We start from the raw sequence: 17,782 nt of genomic DNA, 5'->3' as shown, positions 1-17,782 counted from the left end.
TTAATCTAAAAAATCTATAGAATGTTCAGATACAATCTAAGGACAGCGTGGCGACGTTTTCTGAGAGACCGGCAATTTACTATCCTTAATTTGATTGGGCTCTCAACCGGCCTGGCAGCTGCGCTATTGATTTGTTTGTGGGTGAGTGATGAGATAAGTGTCAATAAATTTCATAAAAAAGACGGGCAACTATACAAGGTGATGAATAACCTTAAATCCTCGCAGGGTATTCAGACCATGGAGATAACGCCTGTCCCTTTGGCGGAATCATTAATGAAAGAAATGCCCGAAGTGGAATACGCAGTAGCTGTTAATGATTTTTTTAACTGGCAAAGCAAAGAAGGCGTTCTGTCATCCGGAAACGCGCATATACAGGCTCAGGGGTGGAATGCTGGCAAGGATTTTTTTAATGTATTTTCCTATGACCTTATCCAGGGAAATAAGGACCAGGCGCTGGCAGATGAAAACAATATTGTGATATCGACAACGCTGGCAAAAAAATTGTTTAACACTACAGACAATGTTATTGGTAAAACCCTGGAATGGAAATACCCGTTCTTTGAAGGAGTATTCCGGGTTTCGGGTATTTTTAAGGATCCCCCTGCAAACTCCACAGGCCATTTTGATTTCGTGCTTAACATCGGGGTGTTACTGAAAAATGACCGTTCGGCAAAGACCTGGACGAACTATCTCGCTGAAACGTATTTGATTTTGAGAAAGGGGACAAATGTTGACCAGTTTAATAAAAAGATTGCCGGTTACTTAAAAGTAAAGAACCCTGGATTAGATATTTTTTCATTGTTTCTTCAGCAATACTCTTCAAAATATCTTAACGGCAAATATGAAAATGGGATACCAGCTGGCGGAAGGATCACATATGTAAGGCTGTTTTCCATTATTGCCTTATTCATATTGCTTATAGCCTGTATTAATTTTATGAACCTGTCTACTGCACAGGCTTCAGGAAAAATGAAGGAGGTGGGAGTGAAAAAAGCAATAGGCGCAAACCGGAAATCGTTAATTGTCCAATTCCTTACAGAATCCATTCTCATGGCTTTCTTATCATTAGCCATTGCATTTGTTTTCATTGCATTGTCCCTACCTCAATTCAATGCGATTACTGGCAAGCACATTGAACTGAAAAATACTACCGATTTTATATTGCCTGTGGTAGCTATTACCTTATTTACAGGAATTATTTCGGGCTGCTATCCTGCATTTTATCTTTCAGGTTTTAACGCGGTAGCCGTGTTAAAGGGCAAACTCAGAACTTCTTTTGGGGAGCTATGGGTACGCAAAGGGTTGGTTGTGGTTCAATTTATCATATCGGTCGTCTTCATTATAGGGTTTTTAATTATCAATGAACAGATTAAATACTCGCAAACCAGGAGCCTTGGATATAATAAAGATAATGTCTTGTGCTTTCAGTGGAAAGGAGCATTGTACAACCAATGGAATAGATTATCGGAAGGAAAGTCCAATGAGAGGTTCGATGCCTTCATTGCAGGATTAAAAAACGTAACGGGCGTTATAAGCGCAACAAATACGTACGGTAATATCCTGGACCAGATTCCCGCCACGTCTGGCGTTTCCTGGAGAGGGCTGGCAGCGGATCAGAGTTATCTCTTTAAATCGCCCGTGGTAGGCTATGACTTTCTTGAAACACTGGATATGAAACTTAAAGAAGGCCGGTCCTTTTCAAGGATGTATAATGACGATTACTCAAAAATTATATTGAACGAAAGCGCCGTTAAAATGATGGGACTTAACAATCCGGTAGGTAAAGACATTGATCTCAATGGCAGAAGTCAAATTATCGGTGTGGTTAAAGACTTTCATTACGGGTCACTTCATAATTCCATAGAACCCCTCATTTTAAGATTTGATCCCAATGGGCCAAATATTATGGTAAGAATAAAAGCAGGGACAGAAATAAATACTGTAGAACAACTTAAAAGGTTTTATGGTGAATTCCTTCCAGGCTATACGTTCGACTTTACATTCATGGATGATGATTACCTGGCATTGTATACATCAGAGATGCGTGTAGCTGCTTTATCCCGCTATTTTGCTGTCCTGGCTATTCTTATATCCTGCCTGGGGCTGTTTGGTCTTGCCGCCTTTACTGCACAGAAAAGACAGAAGGAAATTAGTATCCGCAAGGTCCTGGGGGCAACTGTCAGTGATGTGTCGATCATGCTATCGGGCGATTTTTTAAAGCTGGTATTTTTTGCTGTCGTTATCGCCCTGCCCGTGGCATGGTGGGCTATGAACAAATGGCTTGAAAGTTTTTCTGATCGGGTAACTATCAACTGGTGGTTTTTTATAGTTCCTGGTATGATGGCGCTATTGCTTGCTATGATTACAGTGGGCTTCCAGTCAATAAAGGCAGCAATCGACAACCCTGTGAAAAGTTTAAGAGCCGAATAAATTTAGTTTCATTTGTAAGCTGAAGTGTTTATAGCAATTTACTATTTGTCGCACAATAGTTGCTATTATAGAAAATAATAAATAACATTTTGCGGACACTGTTCGCGTTGTAGGAAATAATGTGGTTATATGGAATCCTAATCTATTATCATTGTAAGAAGTGATCAATATAATTATTGATTTCACTTCGCTGAGTAGAACTGGCCTTATCATCCATATCGTTGTGTATAGTATTAGGCAATTGGATAATCGTAATGCCGAATAGTTGCTGCTCTTCCTTAGTTGGTATTACTCCATCATCAGCCGGTTGGTCACTGGAGCGGAGAGAATAAATTTTTGGATGTGTGAGTCTTGGTAAAGGCATCCGTCGATTGTCTAGTGTAATGATCTTGTCTACGAGGTTAGGATATTTGGCCGCAAACAATGCCGTCATATCTCCTCCATTGGAATGCCCTATCAGAATGAGGTGTGTATAGTCCCAATTGGGGTGTAGTTTCTTCAATGAATTTAATACAAACAGGATATTGTCGGTACCTCTTTCCCAGAACGGGCGTCGGACTACCTGTGGAATGCCGGTTGTGGGTATGAGTGAATCATTGGGTAGTTCGTGCTGTATGCTGGCCACGATATAGCCCTTGTCAACAAGATGTTCTGCTATGTATGTGTAAGCCTGGTTACTACCTCCTTTATTGGCACCATAACCATGACTGAAGATCACCAGTTTTGGATGGGGGGCGATATTTGCTGATTCGGGAGAATAGAGTGCCACCGGTATGGATCGGTTACGGGCACTGTCAAACAATGGTAGATTTTCTACTTTAACGACTGCTACCTTTGCCGACATCCCTGGATGAGCAGGAGGGGGGCTTGTCCTGCAGGCAATGCATATCATCCAGGTAAGAAGGACCGTCATTTTAAATACATTCATAAGAAATAGTACATTTTATGGGAATAAAATTACGGTTATCCGGATTATAATTAAAGATCTGAATTCTTTTCATAAATCATCGTATTGGATAATAATCTGATACACCTGGATAACCAGGATATCCCATTCGGAAAACAATACAAGGGAAAACTGTTTAACCGCATGAAAATAATCAGGTGAAAAAACGTTCGTGGAGCTTTTTAGGGTGTTCGTGCAGATTTTCCGTGATGCCCGTGTGGTTTCCCGAAATATGAATTGAAAGAGTGATTAATATTGCAATAACGATGGCAGTTAATGTGGGATACGATTTCATTCATTCATCTTTAAACCCGGTATTATGAGAAAGACCCAAAATAATAGATTCATACAACGCTTTTCAGGAATTAAAGGTTCCTCTTGAAGGAGAGTTGATAGCAAGTTAATAGTGAGTTCGTAGTTGCAACACTCCTGCAACACACCTGGAACACACTTTGAACACTCATTGAGCACAAACAGCTGTTCGACCTGTGCTACAGCTGGGGGCAACCCGTGATTCAATCCCAATCGCGCTGTCTTGGCAAGGTTGAACCGATGCCCTGATGCCAGCCAGAATTACCTATTTCAATAATTAAAAACAAACAAACATTTATTCATTTATCCGAACAAGTCATTCATAGTAATTGAATTCTGTACGAACCCAATGGAATATTTGTTGTCTTCCAGTCCGAATGTGGGCTAAATCTCTATTTTTTAAGCACATTTAGCCCTATTAGGTGACTAATTTCGGCGCAATCTCTATTTTTTATATAGATTCCGCCCGGGACTGGTATTTTTAGAAAAGTAGCGGTACCTGCAAATCAACGATAACGGGAATATATATATGCAGATAAACCGTTGTTGATAATACTGTTTTACGAAAAATATAGGGATAGCCGTTAGGGTAGTGATTATTCTGTAATAATTAAACTAACGTGTTATTTGCTTTATTGATATTTTATATATGTTTGTAAGGGACAGGTTTTGAGTAATCGGTGTTGAGTTTTACCCCTTATAATTATCTATGAAGGCAGCTGTGAAATGCATGTGCAGTTTAATGCTGTTTGTTGTTACAATCAGCTGTAAAAATCAGAACAATAACGGTTTAATCCTCCGGCAGATAATGCGGGATGATGATGGTACTGTGTACAAACGGGTTTACAAAATACCAGAAGCTCCGGAAATAGAACTGGTAGAAGTTTATTTCAGAGATGGCAGGGTGAAGGAACAGTATTGCCGTAAAAACGGTAAACTTGAGGGCTTCAGATTGATCTATTATGCCAATGGTCAGTTATCAGAAACCGGTAACTGGCATAATGACCAACGTACCGGTTTGTTTACATATTACCGCATTGATGGTCAACTGGATTGTACCCAGAATTTTAGTCTGCTGGGAGAGACAATGAAAGAGTAGTACCACCCTTGTAATTAGCTGATAAAAGAAGGATGAATTGTGTAAATTACGGTATAAATACGCTTGCCTGGCTATGTACAAACATTTCTTCAGATTCATTCTTCTTTGTTGCCTTGTGCAGCAAAGTTCAGCTCAATCTCTTCAAACGCCTGAACAGTTTCTCGGTTATCAGCTTGGAACACGCTTTACACCCTATTACAGGGTGCTGGAATACTTCCGGGCAGTAGGAGCCGTTACCCCAAACATGTCACTGGAGCAATATGGTACTACCTACGAAGGACGTCCGCTCATGCTGGCGACTATCACCTCTCCGGATAATTTCAGTAAACTGGAGCATATCAGGAAACACAATCTGGAGCTGGCAGGAGGGAATGAGAAATCTGCAAACGGGGAGCCTGTGATCGTATGGCTGAGTTACAATGTTCATGGTAATGAAGCGGTATCTTCAGAAGCAGCAATGCAGACCCTTTACCGGCTTGCTAAAAAAAATACACCGGAACAGGAATGGCTGAAGAATACAGTAGTAATTATTGATCCCTGCCTGAATCCCGATGGAAGAGAACGTTATATAAATTTCTATAACCAGGTACATACACAAATGACCGACCCGGTATTATTTGCCCGGGAACATAACGAACCCTGGCCCGGTGGACGTGCCAATCATTATTATTTTGATCTGAACCGCGACTGGGCCTGGCAAACACAGGTAGAATCGCAGCAACGGATTTTACAATATAATCGCTGGATGCCACAGGTACATGTTGACTTTCACGAGCAATCCATTAACGCGCCTTATTACTTTGCTCCGGCAGCAGAACCTTTGCATGAAGTGATCAAACCCTGGCAGCGTAATATGCAAACCCTCATCGGGAAGAACAATGCAAAGTACTTCGATAATGAAGGCTGGCTGTATTTTACGAAAGAAGTGTTTGATATGTTTTACCCCAGTTATGGTGATACCTATCCTACCTACAATGGTGCTATCGGGATGACTTATGAGCAGGGCGGCGGCGGACATGCAGGCATTGCTGCATTGAAGGAAGACGGAGATACTCTCACACTTTCACAACGTATTTCTCATCATCTTACTACCGGTTTATCTACCATTGAAATAGCTTCCCAACAGGCGAATGGGCTACTGTCAGATTATACAAAATATTTTTACGATGCAGTACATACGCCTGATGGTCCTTACAATGCTTATGTAATAAAGGCCGCCGGTAATACAGAAAAGCTGGCTAGTCTGGCTACCCTGTTATGCAAAAATAATATCCGTTTCGGTTATGGTTCTTCCGTTGCCAAAGCAAGTGGGTTCAATTATTTTAATGGGAAAACAGAAGGATTTTCTATTGAGAAGGAAGACCTGGTGATCAGTGCCGCGCAACCCCGTTCCAACTTACTGCGGGTGTTATTTGAACCCGTTTCTCATTTAAGCGATTCTATTACTTACGATATTACTGCATGGGCCTTGCCTTATGCTTACGGTTTACCAGCGTATGCTGTTCAGCAGCCACTGGAACCGGCAAAAGACAGCTTCCCTGCTACTAACAATCTTTACCTGGCAGCTGCAAAACCGTATGCTTACCTGGCTCGCTGGAATAGTATCAAGGATGTAAAATTCCTGGCGGCATTACTGCAAAAGAAGATCCGTGTCCGTTATGCCGAAGCTCCTTTTACGGCAAGTGGAAAATCTTTTTCTGCAGGTACGTTGATCATTACACGCTCCGGCAATGGTGCTCATTTTGATGAGGATGTAACAACACTGGCCAATACTTTTAAAACAGGACTGGATGTGGTAGGAACAGGTTTTGTTGAAAAGGGAATGGACTTTGGTTCCGATAAGGTGCATTATATCAAACCTGTACGTGTGGCGGTTGTAACAGGAGATGGGATCTCTTCCCTGGCAGCTGGTGAGATATGGCATTTCTTCGAACAGCAGATAGGATACCCGGTTACAGTGGTAGATGAGAAAAACCTGGATATCGTAACCTGGAAAAATATTGATGTGCTGATTCTGCCTGATGGTAATTATAAATACCTGGGAGAAAAGGAAAATGCCAACCGGTTGAAGGACTGGGTCAATGCCGGTGGAAAGCTGATTGCCATGCAGGATGCATTGAGCCAGATAGCATCGCTCGACTGGGGCATCAAAATGAAAAAGCCGGAAGATGACCTGCTGGAAAAGAAAGATGAATATGCATTGCTGAAATCTTATGGTAACAGGGAGCGGGAAAGCGTGAAACAAATGATACCGGGAGCGATCTATAAAGTACAATTGGATAATACCCATCCACTGGCCTTTGGCTTCCCGGAAATCTATTATACCCTTAAGCAGGATGGTAAAATATATGAATACCTGGAAGATGGCGGCTGGAATGTAGGTATCCTGAAAAAGGATAATTACCTGAGCGGCTTTGTTGGAACAGAAACCCGTAAAAAACTAAAAGACGGTTTACTCTTTGGCGTGAAAGAAATAGGCGACGGCAAAATAGTAATGCTGGCAGATGATGTATTATTCCGCAGTTTCTGGGAGAACGGTAAGTTAATGTTCGGCAATGCTGTTTTTATGGTGTATTAGCACCATCAAGCATCAAGCGGAGTATTAGCACCCGTGTAACCGTCGTTAATAATCTAATGCAACTATAATCAGAGCTCCTTTCGTTACACAATTTAGCCAACTATAACCAGCAAAAATTTATGGTTTATTAGCATCTTTAAGGTTCTTCTAGAACCTTTTAATGTTACAGCCTATAGTTGCAGTTGTATTTACTTTAAGTGCCTTATTTGCCAGCATATCGTTAATGGCGTTATTCAGATGACGGCTTTTTACAGCATCTGCATTACCGGGATTATCGTCTATAGAACCTTTGTATACCAACTTTGCATTCTGGTTAAAAAGATAACATTCCGGCATATGGGTAGCTTCAAAAGCATCCACCAGTTCTCCCTTATTATCAGCCACATAATACCAGTTATATTGCTGTTCTGCAGCATATGCTTTCATGGCCGCAATGCTGGCATTCCCGTTTGCATTGATTAGCACCACTCCAATATTATTACTGAGAGCATACTTGCATATTTCCTGCGTTCTTGCCTTGTTACGTTCAATATACGGGCATTCATTGCCGGAGAACATTACCAGGATACCATTACTTTGGCGGGCCTTATTAAGAGTGATATCTTTCCCAGAAACATCCTGTAACATTATATCTGCTTTAGGAAGCGGGGCGCCTATTTCCAGTGGAAAATCAGGTGCACTCATAAAGGTGAACCATGAATAAATAACAAGTTGAGAACAAATCTTTAACATAGGTAAAAGTATAGGTTACTTTAGGGCTGCAACACTGGAAATACTACACAAAAACACTATACTAAGATACGATTTTTTTATAATTCATTACGCGTACGGGCTATTTCTTTAAGGATCTTGATACTTGCGTTCAGTTCAAAGCCAACGAGTAAGATAAAAGAGTAGAAATAAACAGATAACATCAGGATAAGGATGGTGCCAACGGAGCCGTAAATCTTGTTATAGTTACCAAAATTATTCACGAAAAAAGAGAATAATATGGTCATCAGGATCATCAGCATAGTTGCAAAGGTAGCCCCGGCGGTAATGAACTTCCATTTTTTGGTAGTAGCGGGAACAAAGCGGTAGATTACAGACAGGGTAGAGAAGAAGAGCAATCCTATCAGCAGCCAGCGGGTCATGTCTGCAATAGAAAGAATCCGTTTATTGGTAATTCCGAAAGTATGAAAAACGTATTGCAATACAGTACCCTGAAGTATGATGAGAATTACAGTCAGCAGTAGCAGGAATACCAGGATGGCGGTTAGTTTTAATGCTGTTAAACGTTTCGCCCACCATTTCCTTCTTCTGAAACCGGGCGATTTTTTATTAAAAGAGCGCATAAGGCCCATTACGGCATTGGAAGAAGCAAAAAATCCCATTAAGAACGCAATGGACAACAATCCATTACGATGTGTATACAGGAAGTCATGGATCATATCCCGCAGGATGATGTAGGTATTGTAGTTGGGCGTTACATCTTGTGCCAGTTCATATAGGGTGGCCTCTACATTTTTCATAGGGATGTAGGGCACTAATGTAAAGAGGAAGATAAAGAATGGGGGAATGGCCAGCAGAAAATTGAATGAGATGGCTGCTGCCCTTTCCCCCAGGCTTTTATTGCGGGTTTCTTTCATGAAAAACCGGACTACATCATATAACGGCACTCCCTCAAAACCTGGTAACACAAGCGTTTTGCTTCTGTGTACCAGTTGACGAAATGGTTTTGATTCCAGTACAAGTTTTTCAGGTTTGAACATATGTTATATTCCTCTTGCGTTTAGCGCCGCCTGGTATGCCCTTGCATTTTTCAGATGATCTGCATAATTAGCTGCAAATGCATGATAACCTGAGAAATCCCATTTAGCACAGAAATAAATATAATCTGTTTCCGGGGTATTCAGCACAGCTTCCAGTGTTTTGATGGATGGTGTACAGATAGGACCCGGAGGAAGTCCTTCGTAGCGGTAAGTGTTATAAGGGGAGTCAAAAAGGAGGTGACCTTCCCTTATTCTTCTAAGTCCGAAATCCTGCAATGCAAATTTCACGGTAGGATCTGCCTGCAGGCGCATCCCTTTTCTGAAGCGATTCAGGTATACGCTGGAAATCAGCGGTTTCTCATCGTTCTTATTGCTTTCTTCCTCTACTATAGATGCCAGGATGGTTACCTGGTTCATGCTGAGGCCCAGGTGATGGGCAGCTTCTTTACGGGCATCGGTCCAGAACTCTTCTCTTCCTTCTTCTATTTTTCTGAAAGCACCTTCAGCAGATGTATTCCAGTAAAACTGGAAGGAATTAGGGAGAATGGCACACATCACGGTATTTGTATCTACGTTAAACTGCCGGAGGTATACCTGGTCGTTGATCAATGCCAGTAAGGTAGCCGAATCGGCTTCCAGGTTAGAACAGATCTTACGGATCAGGTCTTTTTTTGTCCGCAGCTTAGTTATGGTAAGGGTAACCGGTGTTTGCCGGCCGGAACGCAACAGTTTCACGATTTCAAAGTTGCTCATTCCCCGGCTTATTTTGTATTTGCCAGCTTTTACGCGTTTAGGATATCCCAGTTCACGTGCCACCCAGTCAAAGCTACTGCGGCTACGGATAATTTCCTGTTGTTCCAGTCCGTCCAGTACATTGGAATAGGTACTGCCGGTGCGCACATAAAAGAATTTGTTGTCTCCGAATGCTTTTGTGTTAGGGCCAAATACACGGAAGCCAATGTATACCATCAGGCCGGCGGCGAGACAGCATGCGGCTACCAGTAATCGGTTTACCCAGATTGATTTTTGTTTCTTCTGCTTGGATTTACTCTTTTTTGCCATAGAGGGAAGGTGGTATTCATGAAAACGCTACCATCATTCATTTTGGTAGCGTGGTGTATTCAATAAAAAACCTCGCTTTTAACGGCGAGGTTCCTGAAAAGCTTTATAGGCCGTATTACGGTTTTTTAGTTGGAAGCGGCACAGTAGGAGCAGGAGCCTGTACAGGACTGCTACCAGCATTTTGTTCCATAATAGTTTTAGGTTGTTTAGCCGCAGTGCCCTTTCCAATAAAGAAAGTAGATGTGAGGCAAAGTACTGCAATCAGTGCAGCCAGGATCCAGGTACCTTTTTCAAGTACGTCTGTAGTCTGACGAACGCCCATTACCTGGTTACCGAAACCACCGAAAGAACCGGATAATCCACCACCTTTAGGGTTCTGCACCAGTACAAAAAAGCCCAACAGCACGCAGGCCAGGATGATTAATATACCGAAAATGAATAACATAATATATGTGTTAATTATTGTCTGTTAGTAACTGTAATTCCTTAATCTTTTGCGCAAAATAAGCGCTTTTGTTGGGATTAAGCAAACTTAATTTTTGATATATGTGGATGGCCGTTTGGTACTGCCGCTGGCGGGCCCAGATTTCTGCCAGCGTTTCAGAAACAACGTCATCTGTGAGGGTGATAGACTCCATCGCCATCTTTTCTACTGCTTCAGATACTTCCGGATCAAAGTCCTCATAACTGCGGGTCAGCTGTTCATGATACTGCTGCCGGGTCGATTTCTCAGAAAAAGTATGTTTGATATCTTTCAGCCATGATGTAAAGCTTTTCATTTCAGAAGCACCTTTTTCATTGAGTACTTCTGCCTGTTCTGGCTCTTTCAGGCGTTTATAAGCAAAATAGTCATCTGTATATAATGGCTGATAGGTCAGCGTACTTTCAGATGAGTTCATTTCCAGTGGGAAGATCTTGATCTGCTCTTCTACTTCACCAGTGTTTACTGTGGTATCCGCCATCTCCTGGCGAACAGGCACTTCTTCTGCTACCGGCACAGGAGCGGGCTCCACATAAATCGTTTTGGGTGTAAAGGTTGCAGTTTCTTCTTTAGCCGGTTCCTGATAAGTTGCTTCCGGTGTAACGGCTGGCGCTTCTTCTACAGCAGGCGCTTCTTCTATAACGGGTTCCTGATATGTTGCGGCAGGCGCTTCTTCTATAACAGATTCCTCGTATGTCATTTCCCTGGCAACTACAGGAGCTTCTATAGGAGCCTCATATGCTGCCTCTGGAGCCGCTTCTTCTTTGGCAACTACCTCATTTTCAGTTATGTAGGCTGCAGGAGCAGTGTGAACAGGTGTTTCAGGTTCAACAGGTGCCGGAACCACAGCCGCTTCTTCGGTAGTAATAAAGCGGTAGAAGTAATGCATATTCGTACTGTACAGCTGGGCTTTTTTAACAGCAGGCGCCAGCAGGTTACGCTGTGCACTGTATTGTTTCTTGGCCAGCAACAAACGGGCAGTGGTAAAATACGGGAATGCCGTTACCATCTGCTCCAATGCAGACTCGTTAACCTGTTTAATATCAGGTGCCTGGAAAATATGCTGAATGATCCTGTTCGCGGTCATATGTGCTGCTAAAGTATGAAAAAAAATTAAATATGAGACACTTACCAGTTAGCATAAGCTTTATTAAATATGTCGTCCACTATCCCGGGGATGATGGTATTTTCCAGCAACCCGTTCTCTACAGCACTGGGCAGCAGGGAGGCCGAGAATTCTGCCGGGCGGGTAAAAGACTGTGTAAAGCCCTTTTTATCGCCTATTCTTTTGATAAAAGTAATACTTACGGTCACATTCAGGCGTGAAGTAGATGCTTTATCCACATTCGTAACAGCAGCATTACTAAAAGAATACCCGGTAATGGCACCTTTGAACTCATAATCAGCCCCATCCTCATTGGTTTGCGTAAGCCTGGTTTGTGACTGGATCTTGGTTCGCAGTTTTTCAGTGAGGTTCTGGCTTAACTGAGGGTTGTTGATTGGAGCCCTGTTTTCAATAAACCTTACATTCACCGTTTTGGCGCCCTGATCTATGCTGGCACCTGAAGCTGAGTATTTAACGGAGCATCCGCCCAATACCAGCAGTATATTTATCGCAATTATCCCCTGAAATAATCTGATCATTTTCATTATTCGTTGATATTATATTCTTTCAGTTTCCTGTACAATGTTCTTTCTGATATGCCCAGATCAAGGGCTGCATCTTTCCTTTTGCCTTTGTGTTTTTTCAGCGCTTTAACGATCAGCTCTTTTTCCTTGTCGGCAATAGATAATGTTTCTTCCACCTCTTCGTGGTGATCTATCTTATTACTATCCTGAAGGATAAAGGGCTGCGGAGAAGAAAGCGTTGTTGTGTTATTGCTGGTTGCCGTTACTTCCTGTTGCGGATGGAAGTTATGCATCACATGATTATCCTGGAAATTATTATTATGTACGATGTTAGGATTTTGCAGGATATCGAAGAACATCTTCTTCAATTCCGTTACATCCTTCTTCATATCAAAGAATAGTTTGTAGAGAATATCCCTTTCGCTGGCAAAATCGCTGGTACCGTTGGAGTGTGGTCCTGCCAGCATAGGCAGCCTGGATGTTTCCAGAACTTCCGGTAAAAAGCGCCTTAATTCCCTGGCATTTACCAGTTTATCCACTGCCAGTACGGAAATCTGCTCCGCCATATTCTTCAGTTCACGCACATTACCTCTCCAGGGATAGTTTACCAGTATATCACGGGCTTCATCATCCAGCTGGATAGAGGGCGATTTATAACGTTCGGAAAAATCTACACAGAATTTCCTGAACAGCAGGTAAATATCCTCTTTCCTGTCGCGCAGGGAAGGTACTCTGATGGGCACTGTATTCAGGCGGTAGTAAAGGTCTTCGCGGAATTTACCCTGCTGGGTATGATCCAGCAGATCGCGGTTGGTAGCGGTGATAACCCGTACATCTGTTTTCTGTACTTTGGATGATCCCACCCTGATATATTCACCGGTTTCCAGTACACGCAGCAGGCGGGCCTGAGTACCAAGAGGCATTTCCCCGATTTCATCCAGGAAGATAGTACCACCGCTTACGGTTTCAAAATAACCTTTACGACTATCTACCGCGCCGGTAAAAGAGCCTTTTTCGTGACCAAATAATTCAGAATCAATTGTGCCTTCCGGAATGGCGCCGCAGTTAACGGCAATAAATGGGTTATGTTTCCGGGCACTCAGAGAATGGATAATATTGGAAAACACTTCTTTACCAACGCCGCTTTCTCCCACTATCAATACGGTAAGATCCGTATTGGCTACCTGCGCTGCAACCTGCAGCGCATAGTTCAATGCGGGGGAGTTTCCGATAATGCTAAACCTGTTTTTAATGGACTGTATGTTATCCATATCCTTATTTTATCTTTTTGCTCTTCTCGTGGGAACAACAAAACGAGTAGTGATCCAATAATTTATCTTTTTATGCTTTTCCAGTCGATGTTCCTAATAAAGTGCCGGCAGTACAATCTGTTACCTTCACCCATACATAGTCGCCTTTTTTGTGGTCTTCTTTAGGGAAGATCACCACTTTATTCTGATCTGTTCTGCCAAACAAATGCTCCTCAGAGCGTTTGGAAGTTCCTTCCACCAGTACCTTAAAGGTTTTGCCCACATCTTTCTGCATGCTTAACAGGGAGTGGCTGCGGTGGAGTTCTACTACTTCCGCCAGTCTTCTTCTTTTAACATCTTCCGGAATATCATCCTGGTAGCGGCGGGCTGCGAGTGTGCCCGGGCGTTCTGAATAAAAGAACATGTAAGCCAGGTCATAGCGGGCATAGTCTAGCATACTAAGGGTTTCCTGGTGATCTTCTTCTGTTTCGGTACAGAAACCGGTGATCACGTCGGTAGACAGGGCACAGTCGGGCAGTATTTCACGGATCCGGTCCACTTTCTTCATATACCATTCCCTGGTGTAAGTCCGGTTCATCAGCTGCAGAATCCTGGTACTGCCGCTTTGTACCGGCAGGTGGATGTAATTGCAGATATTCTCGTATTTCGCTATCACGAACAGCACTTCGTCTGTAATGTCTTTGGGATGAGAGGTACTGAAACGTACCCTGAGCAGAGGGCTGATCTGCGCTACCTTTTCCAGTAAGTTGGCGAAAGTAATAACGGTGGAAGCATCTTCCGGATTTACCCAGTAATAGGAATCCACATTCTGCCCCAGCAGGGTTACTTCACGATAGCCTTTGTTAAAGAGATCTGTAGCCTCTTTAATCACAGAATCCATATCCCTGCTGCGTTCACGGCCCCGGGTAAATGGTACAACGCAGAAGGAACACATATTATTACACCCGCGCATAATAGATACAAAGGCAGTAACGCCGTTGCTATCCAATCGTACAGGATTAATATCTCCATATGTTTCTTCCCGGCTCAGTAAAACATTCACAGTTTTCTGTCCGGTTTCGGCTTCTTCTATCAGAGCAGGGAGGGTGCGGTAAGCATCTGGTCCCACCACCATATCTACCAGTTTCTCTTCTTCTATCAGTTTGGATTTCAGGCGTTCTGCCATACAACCGAGCACGCCTACCAGCAATTCCGGGTTGCGTTGCTTTATTTTACGGAATTCTGTGAGGCGTTTACGAACGGTAACTTCCGCCTTTTCCCTGATGGAACAGGTGTTGAGAAGAATCAGGCTAGCCTCTTCAAGGTTGCGGGTAGGCCCAAAACCGTCCTCTTTGAGGATGGAAGCCACAATTTCGCTATCGTTGAAGTTCATCTGGCAACCATAGCTTTCTATATAGAATTTTTTTGTATAACTCTGTGTTTCTGTAGCCGCTGGCCCGTAAGCTTCTCCCTGACGGGTTTCGTCATGCACTTTAGTAACCTGGTCAACCATTCTTTGCAAGTAATTTTAGGAAAGCAAAACTAAGCAATAAAATCCGAAAATGACAGAATGGCATGGGTTAGTGAGTATAAACCTGATCAAAGCTGCGGGGGTTTTCAGTTGCAGCTTTTGCATGATGTTTTTACGGTGAGTTTCTATGGTATAAATACTGAGATAAAGAAGGTCTGCTATCTGCTGATTAGTGTATTGCCTGCTGATTAGTTCTACGATTTCCATTTCCCGTTTGGTAAGGTGATACATTTTCAGGAATGTGGTATCCGTATAACTAGTATTACCGGGAAAACTGAAACCACCAGCCACTACGAGATGGATGGCGTGGATGAGGTCGTCCTTCCTGCAGTTTTTAAGCAGGTATCCACTGGCCCCATTATTACGGGCCTGGGATGCGAGGTGAGGTTCATTGTAAGACGATAATATGATAACCTGTGTGCAGGGATAGCGTTGTTTAATCTGTTTCGTTACTTCCAGCCCGCTGATATTTATATCAAGTATCACAATATCCGGCTGTTCTATGTCTAGCAGGGTTAGCAGCTCTTTGCCATCAGCAGCAGTATTGATCACCTGAAGGTTATTTTCCTGTTGTAACATGGAACAGATGCCATCCAGGAAAAGGGTGTGGTCGTCTGCAATGGTGATCTTAACGGGAATAGACATTTTGGGGAGTATTAATAGTGAAAGGAAAGTGTGAACTATACATCAAGACAATTAGACGGACAGCTAAAGGTATTACGGTAGCTACCGGATACATAGAGGGAATGAGGTTAGAGAATATACCAGTACTCATCATAGTACAGAGAATATATGGGGTAAATCCAACAAAAAAACTAATAAATATGAGAGAAGTAAAGTATTGCGCCCGACAAATTAATGCAAGTCTACAAAAAAAATGGATTAGTACGGTGCTTGAGCGAAAATATTTATTTACAGGGAGTTATGAGAAATGGGATCACTTGTATTTATGCTGTAATACTTGTTTATATGTATAGACTCTAAAACTATATTAAGTTTTATACCAATTAAAATTTTTACTATAGTACTAATAATCAAACTATTAACTTATTCTAAGTGTGAAGCATCGTATATTGCAACAAAACCTCCTCAAAAATTATGAAAAGCAGACATTTTGTTAGTCCAACCACCGGTGCATTGGAACTAAACATGAATAATTTCTTCAAATCTAATCCAGCCATCAGAATAAACCATTTGAAATACGATTCTACTGTGGATGGAACAGGCACCCTGATTTTTTCCTGTTTATTACTTTATACGATGTTAGCAGATTAGTATTCGTACAACTCCCAGAATGCATTTAAAGCCTGTTGCTGATGAGGGGCAATCTTTTCATCAGGGCTGGTACTCTTCCTTATTTCTCCAGGTACCGTACGCCATGTAAGCGTATCTTTTTCCCCATTTTCACGTTTTATCGTAAAAAAGTATTCATTTTCACTTAATTTATCAACAATTACTTTTGAATCGTCTCTTGTAAAAAATGAGATTGGATAGGATTTAATCATGGTATTTTTTCAATATCTGCAAGATTAAGTATTTAAATAGAAAAAAGCAAGGCAGGAGAAGGGATGTTTTTGTAGTTGTCACATGTATTTTACTCAATACCCTGAATCCCGGGAAATAGCTGATGAGACCGGATTATTATTAAAAAGTGACAGCTGGAAGAAAAAAAATGAGTATTCACATCAATGTTTGCTTTCCGTGGATTGTCATAGTAGTATACAATCATGGAAAAAACAGCAATTCAGGATTTCGTAATCGCCAGTCTTTCGGGGAGCGCCAGCACATCTCAACAGGCAATGTTGCAGGAGTGGCTGTCTGCCTCCAACAGTAACCGTTCTCTTTATAGTGAGATCAAACGGATCTGGGAAACTGCCGGCAATACTCCATTCGGAGTATTTAATACGAACGAAGGACTGGAAATGCTGATGCAACAGGTGCAACCTGTATCCCATAACAGGTGGTGGCTTAAGGTAGCCGCCATATTATTACCATTATTTGTTATTACCGGCTGGTATTTCTATTATTCTTCTACATCACACTGGAACACTTACATAGCCAGCGGAGTCCTGAAAGACAGCCTCTTATTACCAGATGGTTCCCTTGTATATCTTAAACCCGGAACAGCATTACATTATAAAAGGAGAGAAGTAATCCTCGGAAACGGAGAAGCATTTTTTAGAATAGTGAAAGATGAAAAGCAGGAATTCCGGATCAAAGCCGGAAATGCTGTTATACATGTACTGGGCACCTCATTCAATGTAAAACGGACGCCTGCAGGCGCAGATGTTATTATATGGGATGGAAAGGTAAGCCTGGAAGGGAAAAGCAATACAGTAACGCTTACCAGGGGTAAAATGGGGATTGTAGATCAATATACCGGAGAGGTATCCGGAATAGAAGGCAATTATGAATACCGCTGTGGATGGGCCAATAATGATCTTGCATTCAACAACCAGGCGTTGGGTATTGTCCTGGAAGAATTATCTGCCCTTTATCATATACAGCTGAAAGTTATGGATCCGGCTATACTTAAGAGAAATGTTACTATTCGTTTCAGAGAAATTCCACTGGCAGTTGCACTCGCTATCTTATCTGAAACAATGGATCTTACAATAAGCAACGTAACAGATACTACATATATACTAACAGAAAGGAAGTAGGGAGCAGATAGGGATAAGTGATAGATATTATATATATTTAATGTCTGTTA

16 protein-coding genes are annotated in these 17,782 nt (G+C 42.1%); 5 read left to right on the top strand and 11 right to left on the bottom strand.

Annotation, left to right across the window (positions count from 1 at the left end; genetic code table 11):
- Positions 1–21 precede the first annotated feature (21 nt).
- Entirely contained in the window at positions 22–2,430 is a 2,409-nt protein-coding gene (locus BM176_RS12065) for an ABC transporter permease (RefSeq protein WP_090103189.1), read from the top strand.
- Between the two features lie 148 nt (positions 2,431–2,578).
- On the opposite strand, the gene BM176_RS12060 is transcribed toward BM176_RS12065, so the two are convergent.
- Complete coding sequence (locus tag BM176_RS12060) at positions 2,579–3,358, bottom strand: alpha/beta hydrolase family protein (RefSeq protein ID WP_090103187.1); 780 nt, start codon at positions 3,356–3,358, stop codon at positions 2,579–2,581.
- Between the two features lie 1,039 nt (positions 3,359–4,397).
- Here BM176_RS12060 and BM176_RS12055 point away from each other — a divergent pair.
- Positions 4,398–4,787, top strand: coding sequence for a toxin-antitoxin system YwqK family antitoxin (locus BM176_RS12055; protein WP_090103185.1), 390 nt, complete (start codon positions 4,398–4,400; stop codon positions 4,785–4,787).
- A 73-nt stretch (positions 4,788–4,860) separates the two neighbouring features.
- Positions 4,861–7,365 (top strand): M14 metallopeptidase family protein, encoded by a 2,505-nt coding sequence (locus BM176_RS12050; protein WP_090103183.1) that lies wholly within the window; start codon positions 4,861–4,863, stop codon positions 7,363–7,365.
- Positions 7,366–7,512: 147 nt separating this feature from the next.
- On the opposite strand, the gene BM176_RS12045 is transcribed toward BM176_RS12050, so the two are convergent.
- From BM176_RS12045 to BM176_RS12005, 9 genes are all read right to left on the bottom strand, one after another.
- The gene (locus BM176_RS12045; RefSeq protein ID WP_255373496.1) at positions 7,513–8,097 is read right to left on the bottom strand and encodes a redoxin domain-containing protein; all 585 of its coding nucleotides are present in this window, start codon (positions 8,095–8,097) and stop codon (positions 7,513–7,515) included.
- 77 nt (positions 8,098–8,174) lie between these two features.
- Complete coding sequence (locus BM176_RS12040; protein WP_090103179.1) at positions 8,175–9,116, bottom strand: YihY/virulence factor BrkB family protein; 942 nt, start codon at positions 9,114–9,116, stop codon at positions 8,175–8,177.
- A gap of 3 nt (positions 9,117–9,119) precedes the next feature.
- The gene (mltG, locus tag BM176_RS12035) at positions 9,120–10,178 is read right to left on the bottom strand and encodes an endolytic transglycosylase MltG (RefSeq protein WP_090103178.1); all 1,059 of its coding nucleotides are present in this window, start codon (positions 10,176–10,178) and stop codon (positions 9,120–9,122) included.
- A gap of 115 nt (positions 10,179–10,293) precedes the next feature.
- Positions 10,294–10,623: a preprotein translocase subunit SecG gene (secG, locus tag BM176_RS12030; protein WP_090103176.1), complete on the bottom strand. Its 330-nt coding sequence runs from the start codon at positions 10,621–10,623 to the stop codon at positions 10,294–10,296.
- 10 nt (positions 10,624–10,633) lie between these two features.
- Positions 10,634–11,746: a hypothetical protein gene (locus BM176_RS12025; protein WP_090103174.1), complete on the bottom strand. Its 1,113-nt coding sequence runs from the start codon at positions 11,744–11,746 to the stop codon at positions 10,634–10,636.
- A gap of 41 nt (positions 11,747–11,787) precedes the next feature.
- Complete coding sequence (lptE, locus tag BM176_RS12020; RefSeq protein WP_177230376.1) at positions 11,788–12,303, bottom strand: LPS assembly lipoprotein LptE; 516 nt, start codon at positions 12,301–12,303, stop codon at positions 11,788–11,790.
- A 5-nt stretch (positions 12,304–12,308) separates the two neighbouring features.
- Entirely contained in the window at positions 12,309–13,559 is a 1,251-nt protein-coding gene (locus BM176_RS12015) for a sigma-54 interaction domain-containing protein (RefSeq protein ID WP_090103170.1), read from the bottom strand.
- A 70-nt stretch (positions 13,560–13,629) separates the two neighbouring features.
- A complete protein-coding gene (gene miaB / locus BM176_RS12010; RefSeq protein ID WP_090103168.1) occupies positions 13,630–15,051 on the bottom strand; it encodes a tRNA (N6-isopentenyl adenosine(37)-C2)-methylthiotransferase MiaB in 1,422 nt (473 codons plus the stop codon).
- A gap of 15 nt (positions 15,052–15,066) precedes the next feature.
- On the bottom strand, positions 15,067–15,714 hold the full coding sequence (locus BM176_RS12005; RefSeq protein ID WP_090103166.1) for a response regulator: 648 nt from the start codon (positions 15,712–15,714) through the stop codon (positions 15,067–15,069).
- Between the two features lie 453 nt (positions 15,715–16,167).
- Here BM176_RS12005 and BM176_RS32440 point away from each other — a divergent pair, with 453 nt between their 5' ends.
- Positions 16,168–16,344, top strand: coding sequence for a hypothetical protein (locus tag BM176_RS32440; RefSeq protein ID WP_177230375.1), 177 nt, complete (start codon positions 16,168–16,170; stop codon positions 16,342–16,344).
- Here the strand turns inward: BM176_RS32440 and BM176_RS12000 are convergent.
- Positions 16,341–16,574, bottom strand: a complete 234-nt coding sequence (locus tag BM176_RS12000) for a hypothetical protein (protein ID WP_090103164.1) — start codon at positions 16,572–16,574, stop codon at positions 16,341–16,343. The genes BM176_RS32440 and BM176_RS12000 overlap by 4 nt on opposite strands.
- 222 nt (positions 16,575–16,796) lie before the next feature.
- Between BM176_RS12000 and BM176_RS11995 the strand changes: the two genes are divergently transcribed.
- Entirely contained in the window at positions 16,797–17,732 is a 936-nt protein-coding gene (locus tag BM176_RS11995; RefSeq protein WP_090103163.1) for a FecR family protein, read from the top strand.
- Positions 17,733–17,782: the final 50 nt, after the last annotated feature.

The sequence above is a fragment of the Chitinophaga sp. CF118 genome, from assembly GCF_900112615.1.
Taxonomy (GTDB): Bacteria; Bacteroidota; Bacteroidia; order Chitinophagales; family Chitinophagaceae; genus Chitinophaga.
The sequence above is the reverse complement of the archived record's forward strand: the minus strand, read 5'-3'. Positions and strand labels throughout refer to the sequence as shown.

What these genes read in the sequence shown, in the direction of transcription:
- BM176_RS12060 (WP_090103187.1), bottom strand. Translation starts at nt 3,358, where the DNA reads ATGAATGTATTTAAAATGACGGTCCTTCTTACCTGGATGATATGCATT.
- BM176_RS12050 (WP_090103183.1), top strand. Translation starts at nt 4,861, where the DNA reads ATGTACAAACATTTCTTCAGATTCATTCTTCTTTGTTGCCTTGTGCAG.
- BM176_RS12055 (WP_090103185.1), top strand. Translation starts at nt 4,398, where the DNA reads ATGAAGGCAGCTGTGAAATGCATGTGCAGTTTAATGCTGTTTGTTGTT.
- BM176_RS12065 (WP_090103189.1), top strand. Translation starts at nt 22, where the DNA reads ATGTTCAGATACAATCTAAGGACAGCGTGGCGACGTTTTCTGAGAGAC.
- mltG (WP_090103178.1), bottom strand. Translation starts at nt 10,178, where the DNA reads ATGGCAAAAAAGAGTAAATCCAAGCAGAAGAAACAAAAATCAATCTGG.
- BM176_RS12015 (WP_090103170.1), bottom strand. Translation starts at nt 13,559, where the DNA reads ATGGATAACATACAGTCCATTAAAAACAGGTTTAGCATTATCGGAAAC.
- BM176_RS12025 (WP_090103174.1), bottom strand. Translation starts at nt 11,746, where the DNA reads ATGACCGCGAACAGGATCATTCAGCATATTTTCCAGGCACCTGATATT.
- lptE (WP_177230376.1), bottom strand. Translation starts at nt 12,303, where the DNA reads ATGATCAGATTATTTCAGGGGATAATTGCGATAAATATACTGCTGGTA.
- BM176_RS11995 (WP_090103163.1), top strand. Translation starts at nt 16,797, where the DNA reads ATGGAAAAAACAGCAATTCAGGATTTCGTAATCGCCAGTCTTTCGGGG.
- miaB (WP_090103168.1), bottom strand. Translation starts at nt 15,051, where the DNA reads ATGGTTGACCAGGTTACTAAAGTGCATGACGAAACCCGTCAGGGAGAA.
- BM176_RS12000 (WP_090103164.1), bottom strand. Translation starts at nt 16,574, where the DNA reads ATGATTAAATCCTATCCAATCTCATTTTTTACAAGAGACGATTCAAAA.
- BM176_RS12045 (WP_255373496.1), bottom strand. Translation starts at nt 8,097, where the DNA reads ATGTTAAAGATTTGTTCTCAACTTGTTATTTATTCATGGTTCACCTTT.
- BM176_RS32440 (WP_177230375.1), top strand. Translation starts at nt 16,168, where the DNA reads ATGAAAAGCAGACATTTTGTTAGTCCAACCACCGGTGCATTGGAACTA.
- BM176_RS12040 (WP_090103179.1), bottom strand. Translation starts at nt 9,116, where the DNA reads ATGTTCAAACCTGAAAAACTTGTACTGGAATCAAAACCATTTCGTCAA.
- secG (WP_090103176.1), bottom strand. Translation starts at nt 10,623, where the DNA reads ATGTTATTCATTTTCGGTATATTAATCATCCTGGCCTGCGTGCTGTTG.
- BM176_RS12005 (WP_090103166.1), bottom strand. Translation starts at nt 15,714, where the DNA reads ATGTCTATTCCCGTTAAGATCACCATTGCAGACGACCACACCCTTTTC.